General features: G+C 60.6%; 21 protein-coding genes. 14 read left to right on the top strand and 7 right to left on the bottom strand.

Annotated elements, in window-relative coordinates:
• Positions 1 to 31: 31 nt before the first annotated feature.
• From M1E17_RS18570 to M1E17_RS18540, 7 genes are all read left to right on the top strand, one after another.
• Positions 32 to 610, top strand: coding sequence for an ArsR/SmtB family transcription factor (locus M1E17_RS18570; RefSeq protein WP_457963399.1), 579 nt, complete (start codon positions 32 to 34; stop codon positions 608 to 610).
• Positions 607 to 1,410, top strand: coding sequence for an SRPBCC family protein (locus M1E17_RS18565; RefSeq protein ID WP_457963398.1), 804 nt, complete (start codon positions 607 to 609; stop codon positions 1,408 to 1,410). The genes M1E17_RS18570 and M1E17_RS18565 overlap by 4 nt, the downstream gene beginning before the upstream one ends.
• A 445-nt stretch (positions 1,411 to 1,855) precedes the next feature.
• Positions 1,856 to 2,191 (top strand): hypothetical protein, encoded by a 336-nt coding sequence (locus M1E17_RS18560; protein ID WP_457963397.1) that lies wholly within the window; start codon positions 1,856 to 1,858, stop codon positions 2,189 to 2,191.
• Positions 2,188 to 3,486 (top strand): DUF2254 domain-containing protein, encoded by a 1,299-nt coding sequence (locus M1E17_RS18555; protein ID WP_457963396.1) that lies wholly within the window; start codon positions 2,188 to 2,190, stop codon positions 3,484 to 3,486. Before M1E17_RS18560 ends, M1E17_RS18555 begins: the two co-directional genes overlap by 4 nt.
• A 493-nt stretch (positions 3,487 to 3,979) precedes the next feature.
• A complete protein-coding gene (locus M1E17_RS18550; protein WP_457963395.1) occupies positions 3,980 to 4,399 on the top strand; it encodes a PRC-barrel domain-containing protein in 420 nt (139 codons plus the stop codon).
• 156 nt (positions 4,400 to 4,555) lie between these two features.
• Complete coding sequence (locus M1E17_RS18545) at positions 4,556 to 5,047, top strand: hypothetical protein (RefSeq protein WP_457963394.1); 492 nt, start codon at positions 4,556 to 4,558, stop codon at positions 5,045 to 5,047.
• Between the two features lie 97 nt (positions 5,048 to 5,144).
• On the top strand, positions 5,145 to 5,432 hold the full coding sequence (locus M1E17_RS18540; RefSeq protein ID WP_457963393.1) for a LapA family protein: 288 nt from the start codon (positions 5,145 to 5,147) through the stop codon (positions 5,430 to 5,432).
• Positions 5,433 to 5,545: 113 nt separating this feature from the next.
• Here M1E17_RS18540 and M1E17_RS18535 read toward each other — a convergent pair whose 3' ends face one another.
• The 5 genes from M1E17_RS18535 to M1E17_RS18515 form a co-directional block, all read right to left on the bottom strand.
• Entirely contained in the window at positions 5,546 to 5,878 is a 333-nt protein-coding gene (locus M1E17_RS18535; protein ID WP_457967830.1) for a universal stress protein, read from the bottom strand.
• Positions 5,879 to 5,929: 51 nt separating this feature from the next.
• Positions 5,930 to 6,289, bottom strand: coding sequence for a hypothetical protein (locus tag M1E17_RS18530; protein ID WP_457963392.1), 360 nt, complete (start codon positions 6,287 to 6,289; stop codon positions 5,930 to 5,932).
• Positions 6,290 to 6,849: 560 nt separating this feature from the next.
• Positions 6,850 to 7,275, bottom strand: a complete 426-nt coding sequence (locus M1E17_RS18525) for a hypothetical protein (protein WP_457963391.1) — start codon at positions 7,273 to 7,275, stop codon at positions 6,850 to 6,852.
• Between the two features lie 641 nt (positions 7,276 to 7,916).
• The gene (locus M1E17_RS18520) at positions 7,917 to 8,504 is read right to left on the bottom strand and encodes a hypothetical protein (RefSeq protein ID WP_457963390.1); all 588 of its coding nucleotides are present in this window, start codon (positions 8,502 to 8,504) and stop codon (positions 7,917 to 7,919) included.
• 95 nt (positions 8,505 to 8,599) lie between these two features.
• Entirely contained in the window at positions 8,600 to 9,127 is a 528-nt protein-coding gene (locus tag M1E17_RS18515; protein ID WP_457963389.1) for a DUF421 domain-containing protein, read from the bottom strand.
• A 331-nt stretch (positions 9,128 to 9,458) separates the two neighbouring features.
• Between M1E17_RS18515 and M1E17_RS18510 the strand changes: the two genes are divergently transcribed.
• The 5 genes from M1E17_RS18510 to M1E17_RS18490 all read left to right on the top strand — a co-directional run bounded on the left by M1E17_RS18510 (position 9,459) and on the right by M1E17_RS18490 (position 12,604).
• A complete protein-coding gene (locus M1E17_RS18510; protein ID WP_457963388.1) occupies positions 9,459 to 9,941 on the top strand; it encodes a hypothetical protein in 483 nt (160 codons plus the stop codon).
• A 59-nt stretch (positions 9,942 to 10,000) separates the two neighbouring features.
• Positions 10,001 to 10,408, top strand: a complete 408-nt coding sequence (locus M1E17_RS18505; protein WP_457963387.1) for a four-helix bundle copper-binding protein — start codon at positions 10,001 to 10,003, stop codon at positions 10,406 to 10,408.
• 416 nt (positions 10,409 to 10,824) lie between these two features.
• Positions 10,825 to 11,130, top strand: a complete 306-nt coding sequence (locus tag M1E17_RS18500; protein ID WP_457963386.1) for a DUF3040 domain-containing protein — start codon at positions 10,825 to 10,827, stop codon at positions 11,128 to 11,130.
• A 15-nt stretch (positions 11,131 to 11,145) separates the two neighbouring features.
• Positions 11,146 to 11,562 (top strand): LapA family protein, encoded by a 417-nt coding sequence (locus tag M1E17_RS18495; protein WP_457963385.1) that lies wholly within the window; start codon positions 11,146 to 11,148, stop codon positions 11,560 to 11,562.
• Positions 11,563 to 11,680: 118 nt separating this feature from the next.
• Complete coding sequence (locus tag M1E17_RS18490) at positions 11,681 to 12,604, top strand: GAF and ANTAR domain-containing protein (RefSeq protein WP_457963384.1); 924 nt, start codon at positions 11,681 to 11,683, stop codon at positions 12,602 to 12,604.
• A 1,364-nt stretch (positions 12,605 to 13,968) separates the two neighbouring features.
• On the opposite strand, the gene M1E17_RS18485 is transcribed toward M1E17_RS18490, so the two are convergent.
• Positions 13,969 to 14,310, bottom strand: a complete 342-nt coding sequence (locus M1E17_RS18485) for a hypothetical protein (RefSeq protein ID WP_457963383.1) — start codon at positions 14,308 to 14,310, stop codon at positions 13,969 to 13,971.
• A 279-nt stretch (positions 14,311 to 14,589) separates the two neighbouring features.
• Entirely contained in the window at positions 14,590 to 14,766 is a 177-nt protein-coding gene (locus M1E17_RS18480) for a CsbD family protein (protein ID WP_267279287.1), read from the bottom strand.
• Positions 14,767 to 14,919: 153 nt separating this feature from the next.
• On the opposite strand from M1E17_RS18480, the gene M1E17_RS18475 reads away from it, so the two are divergent.
• Together M1E17_RS18475 and M1E17_RS18470 are read left to right on the top strand one after the other, a co-directional pair.
• Positions 14,920 to 15,378, top strand: coding sequence for an SRPBCC family protein (locus M1E17_RS18475; protein ID WP_457963382.1), 459 nt, complete (start codon positions 14,920 to 14,922; stop codon positions 15,376 to 15,378).
• On the top strand, positions 15,378 to 16,040 hold the full coding sequence (locus M1E17_RS18470; protein WP_457963381.1) for a pentapeptide repeat-containing protein: 663 nt from the start codon (positions 15,378 to 15,380) through the stop codon (positions 16,038 to 16,040). The genes M1E17_RS18475 and M1E17_RS18470 overlap by 1 nt, the downstream gene beginning before the upstream one ends.
• Positions 16,041 to 16,185 lie beyond the last annotated feature (145 nt).

Raw genomic sequence — 16,185 nt, 5'->3', positions numbered from 1 at the left:
CAAGATTTATTGTCAAGGCCACTATGGTGACGTGCAAGACGTTGAAGTTATCGAAAGCACTAAGGCAGCGGCCGCCGCGTTGGATCCGGTCCGGGCCAGGTTACTCAGCGAGCTGGCCGTTCCGGCCTCCGCCGGGGGCCTCGCCGCCCGAGTCGGCATCACGCGCCAGAAGATTAACTACCACCTCAAGGCGCTTGAGGAGCACGGCCTCGTTGAGCTGTTTGAAGAGCGCCAGCACGGGGGCATCACCGAGCGGGTGCTGCGGGCCTCGGCTGCATCGTTCGTCGTGTCACCAGCGGCTTTAAGCGCGACGGCGGCTGATCCGGACGCCAACGACGACCACCTGTCAGTGCGATACCTCGTTGCCCTGGCAGGAAGGCTGATGCGGGAGGTCGGGGCCATGGCGCGCAGGGCCGACGCGTCCGGCAAGGGCCTGCCGACGCTGACCATCGACACGAAAATCGGCTTCCAATCGGCGGCCGACCGGGCTGCCTTTGCTGACGATCTGACCGCCGCGGTGCTCGACCTGGCCGCTCGCTACCACCATGACGACGGGCGCCCGCACAGGCTCGTCGTCGCAGCACACCCCCTTCCTGAGGAGAACCGATGAGCACGACCCCAACCGTCCCTTACCGCCTGGAGTTCAGCATTGAGGTACCGGGGACCCCTGAACAGGTCTGGCAGGCCATCGCTACCGCCACGGGCATGAGCGCCTGGTTCTTGCCGACCGAAATGGAGGAGCGCGAGGGAGGCTCCCTACATTTCACGATGGGCCCGGAGATGGGCTCAGACGGCCAAGTCACTGGCTGGGATCCACCGCGCCGCTTCGCATACGAGGAGGACTGGGCGGCCCTCATGGGCAAAGACCCGGATGCACTCAGCCCGCTGACGTCAGAGTTCCTTGTCGAGGCGCAATCCGGCGGCACCTGCGTTGTGCGCGTCACCACCAGCGGCTTTGGGACCGGCGCTGACTGGGAGTCGGAGTTCTGGGATGACATGGGAGCCAACTGGATGCCGTTCTTCGACAACCTGCGCCTTTACCTGTCGCACTTCCCAGGCCAAAAGGCCACACAGCTCGAGGCCACCGCCTCCCACCCCGGCGACGCACAGGCACTCTGGTCGACCCTGCAGGACGCCCTCCGGCTCGGCGACGAGGGTACGGCGGTCGAGATACGCGGCGCTACCGGCAGGGTCGAGCGTGCCGGCGAGCGGCAGGCGCTGGTCCGGCTCACCGCACCGGTGCCCGGGATGCTCAGCATCTTTGCTTACGGCGAGGGTGAGGGTACGCGCGAGGGTACGGCGACGGCAGGCGTACGAGCGTACCTGTTCTCCCCGGACGCGCAGGACTACGTGCGGCGCGAAGAGCCGGCGTGGCAAACCTGGCTGCAGGAGCTCGTCGTCCTGGCCTGACCTTCCGGGCAGCCTGAAGCCGGGGCGTTGTTCGGGCTGAACCCTGGATTTGCAGGCCAACCGTTGACTGAGTACGTGCGAGACCCGGACTATGAGCTTGGGCCTTCTCATGGAAGTCATCAAGAACGACCGTTTCTATCGCATGGGACGAGTTGGAATATCGCCCGGGCGTTCGTAGTGGGCGAACGTTCTCCTCAAGCCCGGCTCATCTTTCCAGCTCATTGAGCGTTCTAAGCACCAACTGACGAAGCTCTGGGGCGTCAAGGTACTCCCGACCAGATCCCGGACAGTACAGAAACCCATCGAAAGGCGGGCCGGGGTCCATTGAATGCCGCTAGCTCTAAAAACGCCCGGCCCAGGGTGCCTTGCTGACAAGTACAGATGGTGCGAGGCTGATTAGGTCCCGAAGGTCCCCTGATCCGATGCAGCTTAGTCAGGAGCGAGGATGCGAACACCTTACCGACAACACAGCCAGATCCTTGGCCCCGTCCTTGCAGGCGTACTCCTTTTTGTGGGTGTATCGGGGTGCAGCACTGCAACCCCTGAGGAAGACTGGCAGGCGATGGCCAATGGCGTGGACGCCGATATTGGTGGAGTGGAGGTTCGCAGCCTGCTCCTTGTCGCTGAAAATGCCAATGAATCGGGAAGGTTTTTGGGGATGCTTTTGAATACTTCTGAGCAGCCGGTGGAATTGGTCTTTTCCGATGAGGACGACAGGGCCGCTGTCCGCGTTGAGCCCCAAGGTGAGCCTCACCAACCGCCCACAAGTAGAAACAGATGAATAGACGTGCAGCACGAATAAGGGACGCGCTGCAGACCCAGCTTTGGCCCTTGCCGGTGGTCGCCGTGGTGCTGTCGGTAGTGCTGGGCGTCGTGCTTCCGGCGGTGGACGCCGCTGTTGACGGCCAGATCCCCGAGAGCGGGGCCGCCCCACTCTTCAGCGGCGGACCTGAAGCGGCCAGGTCAGTGCTGCAGGCGATAGCCGGTTCCCTGATCACGGTTACGTCGCTTACATTTTCGCTCACTGTTGTGACGCTGCAGCTGGCCAGCAGCCAGTTTTCCCCCCGGCTGCTGCGCACGTTTTCCGCGGACCGTTTCGTCCATGCCACGTTGGCCCTGTTCCTGGCTGCCTTTGCCTTCGCCCTGACGGTGCTTCGAACTGTGCGGGCCGAAGGCAGCGGGATTACGGCCTTCGTCCCTGAAATCTCGATCACCGTGGCGTTTGCACTGGCAATCGCCAGTGTCATAGGCCTGGTGCTCTTCCTGGCTCACCTCACTCGGGAGATCCGTGTCGAGACCATAATGCGGCGCGTCAATGTCGAAACGCAGGCGACCATCGAGCGGGTCTTTCCCCAGGACCGCCCGCTCCTCCAGTCCGGGCCGCCGGAACCGGACGGGGCGCTGTTGGTCCGGGCTACACACTCAGGGTTCCTGACCTCGGTGGATAAAGATGCCCTCCTGGGGTCGGCGGTGGAGGCCGGGGCCGTGGTGCGGATGGATTGCCAGCCGGGCAGTTCTTTAGTGGAAGGGGTTCCCTTCGCCACAGCATGGCCCCTTTCCAAAGGCAGGACGTTCAGCCCGGAAACAACGGCAGACCTTCAGATGGCCATCAACGCTTCGATCTCAACCGGTTTCGAACGGACAAACGTCCAGGACGTCGGCTTCGGGTTTCGTCAACTGGTGGACGTAGCCGTCCGGGCGCTCTCACCCGGCATTAACGACCCAACAACGGCTGTGCATATCATCGGCCATCTCTCCGTCCTGTTGTGCCGGCTGGTGGACAGGAATCCGGGCCCGGAAGAGCTCCTTGACGACGAAGGGCGTGTGAGGGTGGTCCTTGCCTTGCCTTCCCTTCCTTTGGTGACCTGCTGGACCTGGCATTGGCGCAGCCGAGGCTCTACGGCGCCGCTGACCCTGCAGTCGTCGGCCGGCTCCTGCTCTTGCTCCAGGAACTTGCCTGGTGTGACCATCGGCACGCCTTCCGAACTGAGATCGAGGAACAGCTGCGCCGGTTACGTGAAGTCATTGACGCCAGCAGCTACGCCGCGGCAGAGCGCCTCCACCTTCTGGCATTGATCCAGACCATCAAATCAATGCTTGGAAGCTGACGCTGCCCGGCACATTTTTCCGATAAACGACAGTCCGTTGGCGGTTGCCTGTCGTAACCAGGGAGAGAGGCAAAGGTCTTTGAAGCGTGCAGCTGGACCTAATAACAGGCGAATTAAGGCGGCCCGAACGCTGTTGCATTTTAGTTAAAGGTGTTGAACGGCTTGTGGGCCATGCTTAGCGTGGAAATCGAGGGAAGTACATAGTGAACCCGAGGCGCAGCCCAATCCTTCAGAGGGAAGGAACGCTGGAGCTCATGCTATGGCTGTTCTTGAAACCAAGGACGTCGTCCCGGGCGCAGTCGAAACTTACATTCAAGGGCTCACAAGCCTTCTGCGGCAATTTCTCCGCCAGCCTCCGTTAGCGGGGGAGCCAGCCTAGGTTCACCATGTTAGAAGGCAGGACCGCCAGCCCTTTTTCTCGGTAGGGTCGTTGGCCCGCAAAGAACGAAAGGAGAACCCTGATGGAAGAAAATACAACTGAACTGGTGAAACTCGGTGACACCGGCAAAACCGTCGCAGGGGCGGAAGAAGACATACGGGGATACACCGTCCGGACAACGTCAGGTGAGGAAATCGGCAAGGTCGAAGAACTCCTGGTCGATGTAAGGGAGCAAAAGGTCAGATTCCTCATTGTTGCCTCCGGAGGGTTCCTCGGCATCGGAAAGGAGAAAACGTTCATTCCTGTAGACGCGCTGAGCAACATCCATGACGAGGAAGTCGTTGTTGACCGGACCCGGGAGCAGATTGCCGGAGCACCCGAGTATGACCCGGCATTGGCCGATGACAGGTCCTATTACGAAAGCGTGTACGGCTACTACGGCTTTTCCCCGTACTGGAGCCCAGGCTACGTCTATGGCGGCTACCCTCACCGTTTCCGCTGATGCCAGCCGCCCTTCTATTTCTCAGCGGCTGAATCGGCACCAACCGTCCCAAGGGAGTCCAAGATCGGGCGTACAGCGACCGGGGCCCTGGCAAGTTCGAGGCAAGGAACCCGCTAACTGCGTCTGAGCACTGCACCTTAGGAACAAGGAGGAGAGATGGGAAAGACAGCCGAGAATCCAACGGACAGGGCACGGACCTGGCGAGCAGGCCCGCTCCTCAGAATGACGGCAGTGGCAGTGGCCGTAGTTGCGGCTGCCTCTGCTATTGGCAGCTGCGGCACCTCAGAGCCGGAGGCAGCAACTGAGATAGAAGATGTTCACCTTGATGCCATCAGGGAAGTCGTCCCGGATGCCAATCTGGAGTACAAGCGAGTCACAGTGCCCGGCGTAGTAAATGACATCATCTCCCCTTCAGCTTTCTCTATCAGCGATCCCGGGCAACCCTTGGTCGACGACCTTCTCATAGTCCATGAAACCGATCTCGCTGACGTGCGGCCTGAATCCAGAGTCAAAGTCACCGGGATCGTCTACCGGGGCTTCAATGTAGCTGAAGTTGAAAAGGAAACCGGGATTGATTTGGATGAATCCCTGAACCAGCAGTGGCAGGGAGATTCCTACATCGTCGCCTCCGGCGTCGAAGCCCAATAGTAACGAGCCGCATCTGAAGAGCCGATCCTTCCCCTGGCGGAATACGCCAAGTGGCGTGGCCCGGGAAAGAACCCTGCGGATTTCTGGAGGAGGAACAGTGAGCAAAGGAAAACAAATGCGCGACCAGGCTGCCGCCAGCGGCGCGGGGATGGCCTGGAGCGCGACAATAACTTCACTAATCCTATTGGTTCTGCTTATCGCTTTCATCGTCCAGAATCAGGAAGACTTAACCATCACACTGTTCGGGCTCAAAGCCACCATCGCATCGGGCCTCGCTCTCCTTATCGCTGCCGCAGGCGGTGGCCTGCTGGTGGCGGCGGCCGGGACAGCCCGGATACTCCAACTCAAATCCCGACGCCACCAGCGGAAAGCCGGGCTGTTCTGACAACAGACAGCACCGGAAATCCCGCCGAACCAAATTCTGTTGGCCCTGATAACGGACAGTTCCGGTAGCGGCGCCCTCGTCGACAGTGGACTTGAATCAGGATGATTCGCGGGTCACGGGCCCGTTGTAGCGGCGCGTCCGTGGGCGACAAGAACGGGACAGTAAGCGTGGGCGATGCATGCTGAGGTTACCGACCCGAGTAGCAACCCAGCGAACGCGCCGTGCCCTCTGGGTCCGAGTACTAGAAGATCGGCTTCCTTGCTGGCCTCGATAAGTATCATCCGTGCGTATCCTTCCACGAGGCGGGCACGTACGTTACTTGGACGTTCGCTGCCGAAGGCCCTGATCAGGGCGTCTTCCAGCAGTTGCTCGGCATGCTCCCTGAATCTTCCGATTCCAACAGCCAGATAAGACTGATATGTGTTCGGATACTCCCAGCAAGCCAACGCCTCGATGTCGGCGCTCAAGGGGACTGCGAGACGTTCTGCCCGAGGACATCAGATGATGCCGGATCGGGTGAACGCTACGACTGTCAAAATCAGCCCGACGAGTGCGAAGAATCCGCCGAAAAATCTGGCATATCCGGTACTGGCCAAAAAGGTTCTTGAGTAATCGATGCCCATCCGTTTGGATCTCTTCAGATAGTTTGCCGTTGCAGAAGCGGAGCCATTGAGGTTGCTGGCTAAGCAGAGTCCGAGAAGGACGGCCACGATACCGAGGGCCGCGAATGACCAGCGTGCGATATCCGGGACGCCGAGCGGAATCGAGACAAGAGCGGCAGCAAAGGCAATGAAGAACAGGATATAGAGGGTCTTCAGCGGCTGAGGTATGGATGCAACGAACTTGAACCGGCTCATTGAAACTCCTGACCACATCCGTCTGGGCTCTCAAACAGAGCCTACGCGATGACGCGTGCACGTGCGGGTTCACCTTCGATCAACGGCGGGACTGACCGGCCTCCAGATTAGTCGGCAGGCACCGGCCAGTGGGATCAGCGGGGTAATGGCAGCGAAACCTCATCGAGCGCACACGGACCAAGCGTCGGACGCCGAATGGAAGACGCCAAGAGAAATCCATCCCTTCACCTAGGAGAGCAACAGGACAAACGGTGTTGCCTACGGCTTTGGTGGCGGGATCTGGATCCGGGTCTGCGAATGGCTTACAAACACACGGCGACAACACCGCCGCGAGAGCACTTCTTGCGTTATTCACAATGGTGTCCTTCCAGAGGAATTGCACTGATCGCGGAGCATGGGTTCTAAGCAATAGGGGCTGTGGGGAAGAGAACGGGGAGGCCTGTTGGGCTGCCAGTTTTTCGCGACAGCGGCTTGATCGGCCACTGAAAGGCAGCCAAAGGAGTGAAGAGCCTCTGGCTGCCTTTTGTTTGCAGGCGTGATAGACGGTTCCGGAGGTTTGCTTATTCGGGAAGTTCCCGAACCTTGTCGGCCACGACGGCGAGGTCCTGTTCGTATTCGACCACGAAACTATCTTCATCGTCGTTGAAATCGATGTCGTAGTCCTTTTCCACTTCGGCTTTTATAAAGCTGCGGACAGTGCCGGTAATTTGTACTTTGTTACCCTCTTCCAGACCTTCGCTGATTCCCTTGCCCAGGACCAGAGTGCCTTCCTCCAGCGCGTCGCCTACGGTGAAGGCGTTGGGGCCGGCCACGTCTTGGACCTCTATTTGCACGGTGACGGTCTCGCCCAGAATGGCCGCCTCCGCGGTCGGTCCCGCTTCCTGGGCTTCTTCGACCACTGTTTCTTCCCCGCAACCTGTGAGGAGGCCTGCCACCAGGGCAGATCCTGCGATCAGTACGCCTGCTTTGCTTTTCAGTGCCATCACAATCACTTCCTTTTACTGGTTTCCGGCCGGACGTCCCTGCCGGCGTGGGATTTCCTGCCCTGTCATTGGCGCCCGGGGGGCAGGGCCCGTCCCGGCCGCAACTCTTGGTGCTAGCGGGGCACGAAAGGGTAGGCCGGGTAGACGTAACCTGGCGTCCAGTAGGGCGCATAGCCGTAGTAGCTGTACAAGGTCTACTGTTTGGGCGGTGTCGCTGAGTTTCCTTAGTTCTACCTTTTTTCATCTGGCATGGTGTTGCTCCTCCCGTGCGGCGCACAAGAACACAACCGCGTGTTGGTTGAGGCCGGCTACTGCTTGCGGCCACTGCCGAATAAAGGCAGGTGGTGATGCGTCTGCCAAGCCATCGGCTGCGCCGGTGCGCCCATCTTGCAAGGGGTTGGTCCCGGATATCTCACGGGTCCCGTTGGGGGGATAGCAGGTTCTGCATCCTGCTCGCATTCGGTTCCGGTGCCGGTTCCGCAATGCCTTATTAATCAGGCTACGTGCCAGATCTGCCTTGACAACCCCGTGTTATGCACCTGTGATGGCGTTGGGTCATTGTTGACGCGCCCGTAACTCTGCTCCAAGCCAGGGGCCACCTGAAGTGCGTGCATCAGGGCGTGGGGCCATCTTGCGATTTCTCGTCATTCTTTTTGCCGGAGGAAGAAGGCGCCGAGGGTACCTGCAAGCGTGGCGAAGACGGCCACCGAGTAGATGGCCAGCAGGACCTGGATGATGCGTGAGAAGGTGCTGGTCCCGGTGATGCCGTCACCGGTGATAGCAGCCATGGCCGACTCGTACAGGGCCTGGGCGTAGGAGCTGAGCTCACCTGTTGCGTAGAGGAGTTGGCTGGAGGCGAGGATGACCACCGCGGTGACGGCGGTGAGCCAGCCGATCCTGCTGGTCAAAAGCCGCCCAGCCGACCGGGAACCCCGGACGCCGGCTGAAAGGATGGAGCCGTAGCGGGCCAGTCTGGCGATACGGAAGAGCCGAAGTGCCTGCAATGCCCGGAAGAACCGCAGGAACGGTACGAGCAGGAAGATGACCTGCCACCAGCTTTTCCGCCAAAAGTCCTTACTGAAGCCGGCAATGTAGGCCCGCAACAGAAATTCAGCAACGAACACAGCCCAGAACAACCAACCCGCGACTGCAAACGCACTGACCATGGCCGGTTCTTTGGCCACGAGCTGGCCGAGTACTACGAAGAGGAAGATCACGCCGAGGATTCCCATAGGTTTATCCAGCCGCCGGGCCAGTATTTCAGCACGGCGAAGCCGGCCTCTTCCTAGAGACGCACCCGTGGAGCCTGACCGGCGTTCGTGGTCTTTCATGGATGTTCGGGCCCGGGAGCGTCCTGGACACCATCAAGAGCGGATCCGTTGCCGAGTTTGCTCCGGGGAATGACGCTGATGGTCCCGTTGGTCTCCAGTATCACCGCTGCAACGTTCGAGAGGTCACCCGAACCGGTGGCCCGGACCGCCTGCAGGACCTCGGATTGGCTGAGGCGGTTCCTGCGCAGTTGGGCATGCTGAAGTTCCCCGGACACAACCAGTGCCACTGGTCGTGACGTCACAGCTGATCTGGCCCCAGGAACATGCGCGGACACCCACGCCACGAGAAACTGAAGGCCCACCAGCAGCGCGAGTGCCGTAAACCCCTCGAGGAACGCGACTTCGGAATTGAGCAGGATTGTCGCCAGCGTGGATCCGAAGGCGACTGTCACGATGAAGTCGAACGCGTTCAGCTGCCCCAGTGTCCTTTTGCCAGTGACCCGCAGGCCCGCCACCAAGGCGGCATACGACACCGAGCCGATGATCAGGACACGGAGAATCTCCGGCCAGGAATCAAACCACATACGCTTCAAGCTCCTTCGATAGAGAATTCGCCAGTATCAAGGACGGGGACATCGTCACTGACAGTACGCTTAGTATTTCCCCTTGGGTTAGCTGCACCAAGGGGCAATGGGCGCCGGCCGCATGGCACCGGGCGTGCCGTGGCAGGAAGCAGGAGCTCATGTTTGAAGCACTCTCACTACAGCTGGAAGTATTTCTTTTCATTGGAGATCAGGAAGCCGTCCGCTTTATCCTGCGCGTCCTTAAAGTTGAAGCCTAAAAGTGATACATGCGTGACCATGAGACGAGCGCCCGTAGCTAGGCTATTTAAATGGCACATACCGGGACTCGGAGATGGCCGCGCTGAACTGGTCCTCACTGGGAATGCTTCGCAGCCCCCTTTCGCTGCGAAGCCTATTCGTGTGGCTCCTTCTGACCCTTCTCCTGACGGGAGCCGCGTCCTATACCCACGGCAGCCGGTACGCTATCGTTCCCGGATACGGCCCGGTTCAGACAGCAGACGATCTGGGTCCCAAGGAAGTGCCGCCGCAAGCGGAACCCGCAGCCAGTCCCGCTGATACTTCACTATGGACCTCTCAGGCAACGCGTGCCGTACACCTGGCCGCGCCATCACTGGGGACTGAAGACGTCGAAAAGGACTGCTGCCAGCGCCGCCATGCGCCCCGCGGAGAACCAGCCCCTATGAGGACTGGTGCCCTGGACCCGCCGATCGTGACTTACCAACAGCCCGGTGACGCGTTGCTCAATGGTGCAGCGCCTCCGGAGCCGGACCTGCCGGCGCTTACCGTGGTCGAGCTTTCCATCAGCAGGACGTAGAACGGTTCGCCGTTCAACCTCGTCAACCCCTGCTGTTTTACACCTGGAAAGAGACTGCAATGACACACGTACAGTCCATGCTGGAAGCACGCCCGAAAGACCTCGGAAGCGTCGACAGGACCAAGCTCGCTGAATGTATCCAGGCGTGCTTTGATTGCGCGCAAACCTGCACCGCTTGCGCCGATGCCTGCCTCAATGAAGACATGGTCGCCGAACTCACCAAATGCATCCGCACCAACCTCGACTGTGTTGACATCTGTGCCACCGCCGGCAAGATCCTCTCCCGCCAAGCGGGCTTTGACACCGACACCACCCGCTCGGTGCTCGAAGCGTGCCGCGCAGCCTGTAAGGCCTGTGCCGACGAATGCGGGCGGCATGCCTCCATGCACCGCCACTGCGAGCTTTCTGCCGAAGCCTGCCGCCGGTGTGAGCGGGCCTGCGCCGAACTTCTCGCCTCGCTGAACTGAGCTAGGGGAGCCGTCAAAATGGGCCATCCACAGCTTTCCCGACCAGCTCGTCGTGCACGCCGGAAGGAACGACTAAAGGGCGCCGGAGGCGGGAGACCTTCCGAGGATCCGCAACTGCGCCGCATGCTGACCTCCCACATCCACTGTGGCCAGGACATGGAACTGATCATCGTTCATCCCGCCCTGCCGGGCGACCGAGCCACAGCAAAGAACGACCGCGGGCTGCACACTTACCGGTGCGCGTGTGGATTCAGATTTGATCAACGGAGCGACTAATCCGCAGGAGTCTCCTTGGGCGCTTGTTGCCGGACACCGGAAACAGCCATGCACCGAGCACTCAAAAATCGTCACATCACATCCGCGTGCCCAAGGCTGATTTCCCACCCCGCCTGACCCAAGAACTTAGCGAGGAATCCATGGCACTGTCAGAGGAAGAACGAAAACGCCTTGAAATGCTCGAACAGGAGCTGGCTTCCAGCGACCCGGATCTGGAGCGGACACTGCAGACCGGAGCGCCCGGGCACCACCCTCGGGAGGCCACCACGATGGTCCGCGGAATCCTCACGCTGGTAGCCGGATTCGCCCTTGTCATTGTGGGCATCGCAACAGAACTCATCATCATCGGCGCCGTAGGGTTCCTGCTGATGATGGCCGGCGCACACTGGTTCATCAAAGGCCTCGAACTTCAAACAGGGACAGAGGAGACACACCATGAAACCTGAAAGGAAGGTGGCAACATGCAAACAAATCCGCTAACTCCTCGAACTTCCATCCCTCCACCGCCGGCACGGCAACCGGCGGTCGGCCCGCGCACGCCCTCCAACGGCACCAACGCAGACCCGCCGCACCCCACCCGCGCCGCTCTTGTATGGACGGCCACCATCGCTGTCCTTGTACTCCTGGGACTCGTAATTGTCTTCATCCTGCAAAACCAGGAACAGGTGTACGTACAGTATTTCGGGCTCGCGGGCGCGGTGCCCCTTGGCATCGCCCTTTCCATCGCCGCAGTCGTCGGCGGACTCCTCGTGGCAGTCACCGGCGCAATCCGTATCGTGCAACTGCGAACTGCCGCCACTCGCCTACGACACCGTTCCCCGACGAGGCCAACAAAGGTGGGGCATCAACTGTTCAGACACGGACACCCCGTCAGGTGATGGAGGCAGCGAGCCACCGGGACCTGACGCACCTCTGACCATGCGCCTACCAAAACCTAATTTCTACCCGCCGACAGCTCAGGACCTCGATCTTGACCCTGCAAGGAGGATGGCCATCATGGCCGGACATACCGAAGTCTTCACCGATCATCAGTTCCAGATACGTTTCCAGCTCCTCGCACCCGATGGCAGCGTCTTCGCCGTATCCGGACCATTCGCCGACAAACACGCCGCCGTAGCTGCAATCACCGAACTCCCCGATTGCGCCCGTACTGGGCCGAGCAAGGACCACCGCAGAAAGACCACGGTCACGGCCATACCGAAACCGGATTTGGCTATGGAACTGGAGGACCTCATTCTGAACAACGGAAAACTCGAGGATTTCGTGGAAAGCCTCACCGCCGTTGCGGCAAACACGGTGAACTGCGACAGCCCCGACGCCGTCTGCTCCATAACAATCAGTCGCCCGAAAAAGCATCCAATAGAGGCCTCAAGTGGGCCCTTGGCCCGGTCACTGAACCAATTGGAGGACAACCTCAAACAAGGGCCAAACCAGACAGCCATGACCGAGCAACGCACGGTCCATGCCTCCGACCTAACCGGCGATCACCGCTGGCCCCGCCTTGCTAGATCCGCCACCGAACGAGGCATCAGATCCTGCCTGAGCATCCCCCTGGAAGTGGAAGGCCCAAACCGGGCAGTCATGAGCCTAACTGCCGTCACATCAGGTGCTTTCTCGCCCCAGGACATCTATGCCGCCGAGGTATTCGCAGAGCAGGCCTCAAGGGTGCTCCGATCTGCCCTGCGGATCAGCAAGCTAACGGAAACCGTACAGGACCTGTACGCAGCACTTGAACATAGAACGGTCATTGATTCAGCACTGGGAGTGGTGATGGGCCAGAACCGCTGTGACCATGACACGGCTTTCAAGATTCTCCTCCGCGCTGCCAGTTCCAGAAACGTGAAACTACGCGACCTGGCCGCCTCCGTCGTCGCAACGGTCTCCGGCGATACCAGCATCATTGTTCATTTTGACCCATGACCCTTTGGTAGCGAGGCTGGACGGCGCAGCTCCGGCCTCTTTGCCTCCCACGGGAGGGTTTGAAGGGGAGCTTGTGTTTGTCCTTCTGCTGACGGGACGTCAGTTGCGGCTATGGGCTTGAGCTGCTGAGCTGCTGCGCCGCTGTGGCTGCCTGCCATCAAGGGAGTTTCTCCCAGATTCCGCAGGCTTCGCTGTTCAGGACCTCGCCTTCGGCCAACGTTATGCCCTCTTGCCCTTCGGCTGGGCCACCAGAGGTCCTAATATGGCCGTCCGGGGCCTCGATGGTCCAGGTGCATTCCTGGGGCGGGGCCTTGCTCAGATGAAACGTACCGGAAGAAAGTCCAGTGTCACCCACGTGGTGCTCCCCGTCGCCGGCCCGGGACCCCTCAGCCCACAGGGCTAGTATTTTACCTTGTGGGGCCTTCGGGCAGAGTTTGCTTGCCGCAAGGAGCAATTGGCGGCTGCTGCCTCCAAACACTTCGGATGCAACCTCATCGCTGACCCTCGTGCAGAGCTCAAGTGCGGACAGGAACACCTCCAGCCCCTCGGCTGGAGGTGTCCCTGGAGCGGCGATCGCAATGATGCCGGCCTCACCCTCTGTTGGTACATATGGTTCGGGGCCCTCGTAGAGTGCCGTGCAGGAACGCAGCCTGAGATAACCCGGCGATGCCCACACCTCGGCCAGGCTGGAGAGCTTCACATCCGGCACGGGATACAAACTCGTGCACACATAGGCATAGCGCCCGGAATCATCCGGACGACCGGTGCCCGGGCCTACTCCCTCAGGGGGAATCGTTACCTCCGGGGCGGTGCCGACCGGCCCGTCCGGAGAAGTCGCCGAAGATCCGGGGCTGGCCGGTGTTCCCGAGACCAAGGGTTCTGGAACTCCCGAGCAGCCACCCAGAAGTAGGACAAGCGTCACAGCAGACGCAAACAGCCGTCTCATAAGCACATGGTCTCCGGATGTGACCTACAGGTCAACGATGCCTGATCCGGCCGAGGGACGTGCTCGAAACATGAAGCCCTGCGGGGATGTTCCTAAAGGGTGTTCACGTCGACTAGTGGGAGGCCTCTGGAAGTTTCCTCCTCGGTCACAAGGATTGTTGTTCCCCGGAGCAAACCTTCGAACCACCACCGGCCCCGGCGCTATGACAGGTGACTCCTGCGCGTTTTCTATCTCTCCGCCCCTCGGCGTCCGGTCAGCGCAGTTAGCCGCCTGACGCTTCCGGGAGCAGCAGAGACCTCTCACCACGCGCGACTCTGGTGAGGTCAAAAACGACCAGCTTGTTAAATTGTGGGTGGGGAGTTTCGGTCTGCAGCACGGTTCTTAAGCGCAAGGACAGGGATCAGAGGCCCTGCGCGCGCTACCGGGAAGTCCGCTCGTCGATCATTCTGTCTATTTCCTCTTCATCAGGGCAGGGCTGGTCGTCGACCGGGCAATTTCCGTCCCAGGGGAGACCCCCCTTTGCTGTCATGACCTCAACACACATCGTGCAGAAGACAGTGGCCTGCGGTGCGAGCGTCATCTCGGGCTCCTCATACCCGCAGAGAGCTTTCCGCCAGTCCAGGTCACGGCAACAGACGAAGTGCACCATCTCATCCGGGTTCTGCTCGAGCTTGTGTTTAACTTCCCACGCATGGGCGCGCACGAACTCCAATGAACCGCCGTCCTCAACCGCTGGCGCAACGTCGGCATCCTGGTTCATCGTGATTCCCCCAATCAGTGTGCAAACAGGATACGCCCGGCGGGGCCGGTCACCGCCTTTTGGCGCCATGTTTTGGCAGCAGCGAGGCCATCTGACGAGGACTGAAGGCGGCGCCCAATAGTGGTGACAAAACAACGCCATAAGCCGCTGCGATCCACCAAGGAACAGGTTACAAAAAAGAACGGCGGCGGATCCCCCATGGGATTCCGCCGTCGTTCGTCTGTGGGCCGCTGCCCCGTTGCCAGGTAGTGCGGCGCCGCGGGGGAGCGGCGGTGGGGACTAGTCCCTCTTGAATTCGTCCTTGACGTCCTCGCCGACCTTCTTCGCATCGGCCTTGACCTGATCGGCCTGGCCTTCTGCCTTGAGGCGATCGTTGTCGGTGGCTTTGCCAGCCGCTTCCTTGGCCTTGCCGCCCATGTCTTCTGCTGCGTTACTGATCTTGTCTCCGAGGCCCATGGTGTCGGCCACCTTTCGTTTCCGATTGATCAAACAATGCCTTTTCACCATAACACGAAGCATGCTTACTATTTCAAGCCCCCACCTGAGCGTCCCCGTGGACCCTGTATGGAACGTCTGTTGAATGTCCGGGGCTGGGGCTAGGCTCGAAGCATGGATCACAGCACCAGCCTCACCCAGCACATCCACGCTTCGCCGGATAAGGTCTGGTCCGTCATTTCGGACATTCCGGGCTCGGCGGGAACCCTGTCCGGCGTCCAGTCGGTACAGATGCTCAGCGACGGACCCTATGGCGAAGGGACCCGCTGGAAGGAAACCCGCACCATGATGGGGAAGTCGGAAACGGTGGAGATGTGGGTGGCGCAGGCTGATCCGCCGCGCAGCACCACGGTCAAGGCCATGCAGAACGGCGCCGACTACACCACGCGCTTCAACCTGGCGGAACGCGGCGACGGAACCGACCTCACCCTGACCTTCGGCGCCGAGGTGGTCAAGCCCGGCCTGCTCAGCCGGATCACTATGGCCCTTTTCGGTAAGCTCGGCATGCAGATGACCCGGAAGGCGCTGGCCAAGGATTTGGCGGAAATCGCTGCCAAGGCGGAATCCCTGTAGTGGCGGCCAAAGCGCCCAAGGTAACACCTCCACGGCTTTCGGAAATCCACCTCGAAGGGCTGGCGGAGGACCCCGCGCCGGACTTCCAGCGGGGCGAAAGGTACGACGGCGTCCGGTACAGCCGCGCCGCGGCTGACGGTTTGGAACTGAGCGGCACTGACTTCGCCGAATGTGAGTTCCAGGGCGTCTCCTTCAATGACGCGCAGCTCCGCGGGGCCACCTTCAAGGACTGCCTCCTGGCCGAGCTCTACGCGCCGGTGTTCAAGGCGGCCCGCTCCACCTGGCGGGACGTGCAGATCACCAACCCCCGCCTGGGTTCCGCTGAGATGTATGAGAGCGGCTGGCAGTCCGTCCGGATCGACGGCGGCAAGCTGGACTTCCTGAACCTCCGGGGCTCCAAATTGATGGATGTCCTGATTACGGGCTGCATCATCAATGAGCTTGATCTCGGCTCAGCCTCCGCCACCAGGGTGGTGCTCAAGGACTGCACTATCGGCACATTGGATATAGGCGGAGCCAAGCTCAAGGACGTGGACCTTCGCGGCACGGATTTCCGCACAGTCAACGGCCTGGGGAGCATGGCCGGCATGGTGATCGACGACTACCAGCTCAGCCTTCTTGCCCCGCTTCTGGCCGGCCACCTGGGCGTTGTGGTCCTCTAACAGCCTTCCCCCTTTAGAATTTTTGTCCATTTGTGGCGGGCAAAAGGCACTTTTGCCCGCCACAAATGGACAAAAACTCCGGGGAGGGGGCGGGCTCTTGGTTGCCCTTGCCGCCACAGTGTAGTCTTTACAGAACGAACGGTCG

The sequence above is a fragment of the Arthrobacter sp. D1-29 genome (assembly GCF_054130585.1).
Note: the sequence above shows the minus strand (reverse complement) of the source record. Positions and strands in the feature narration are given on the sequence as shown.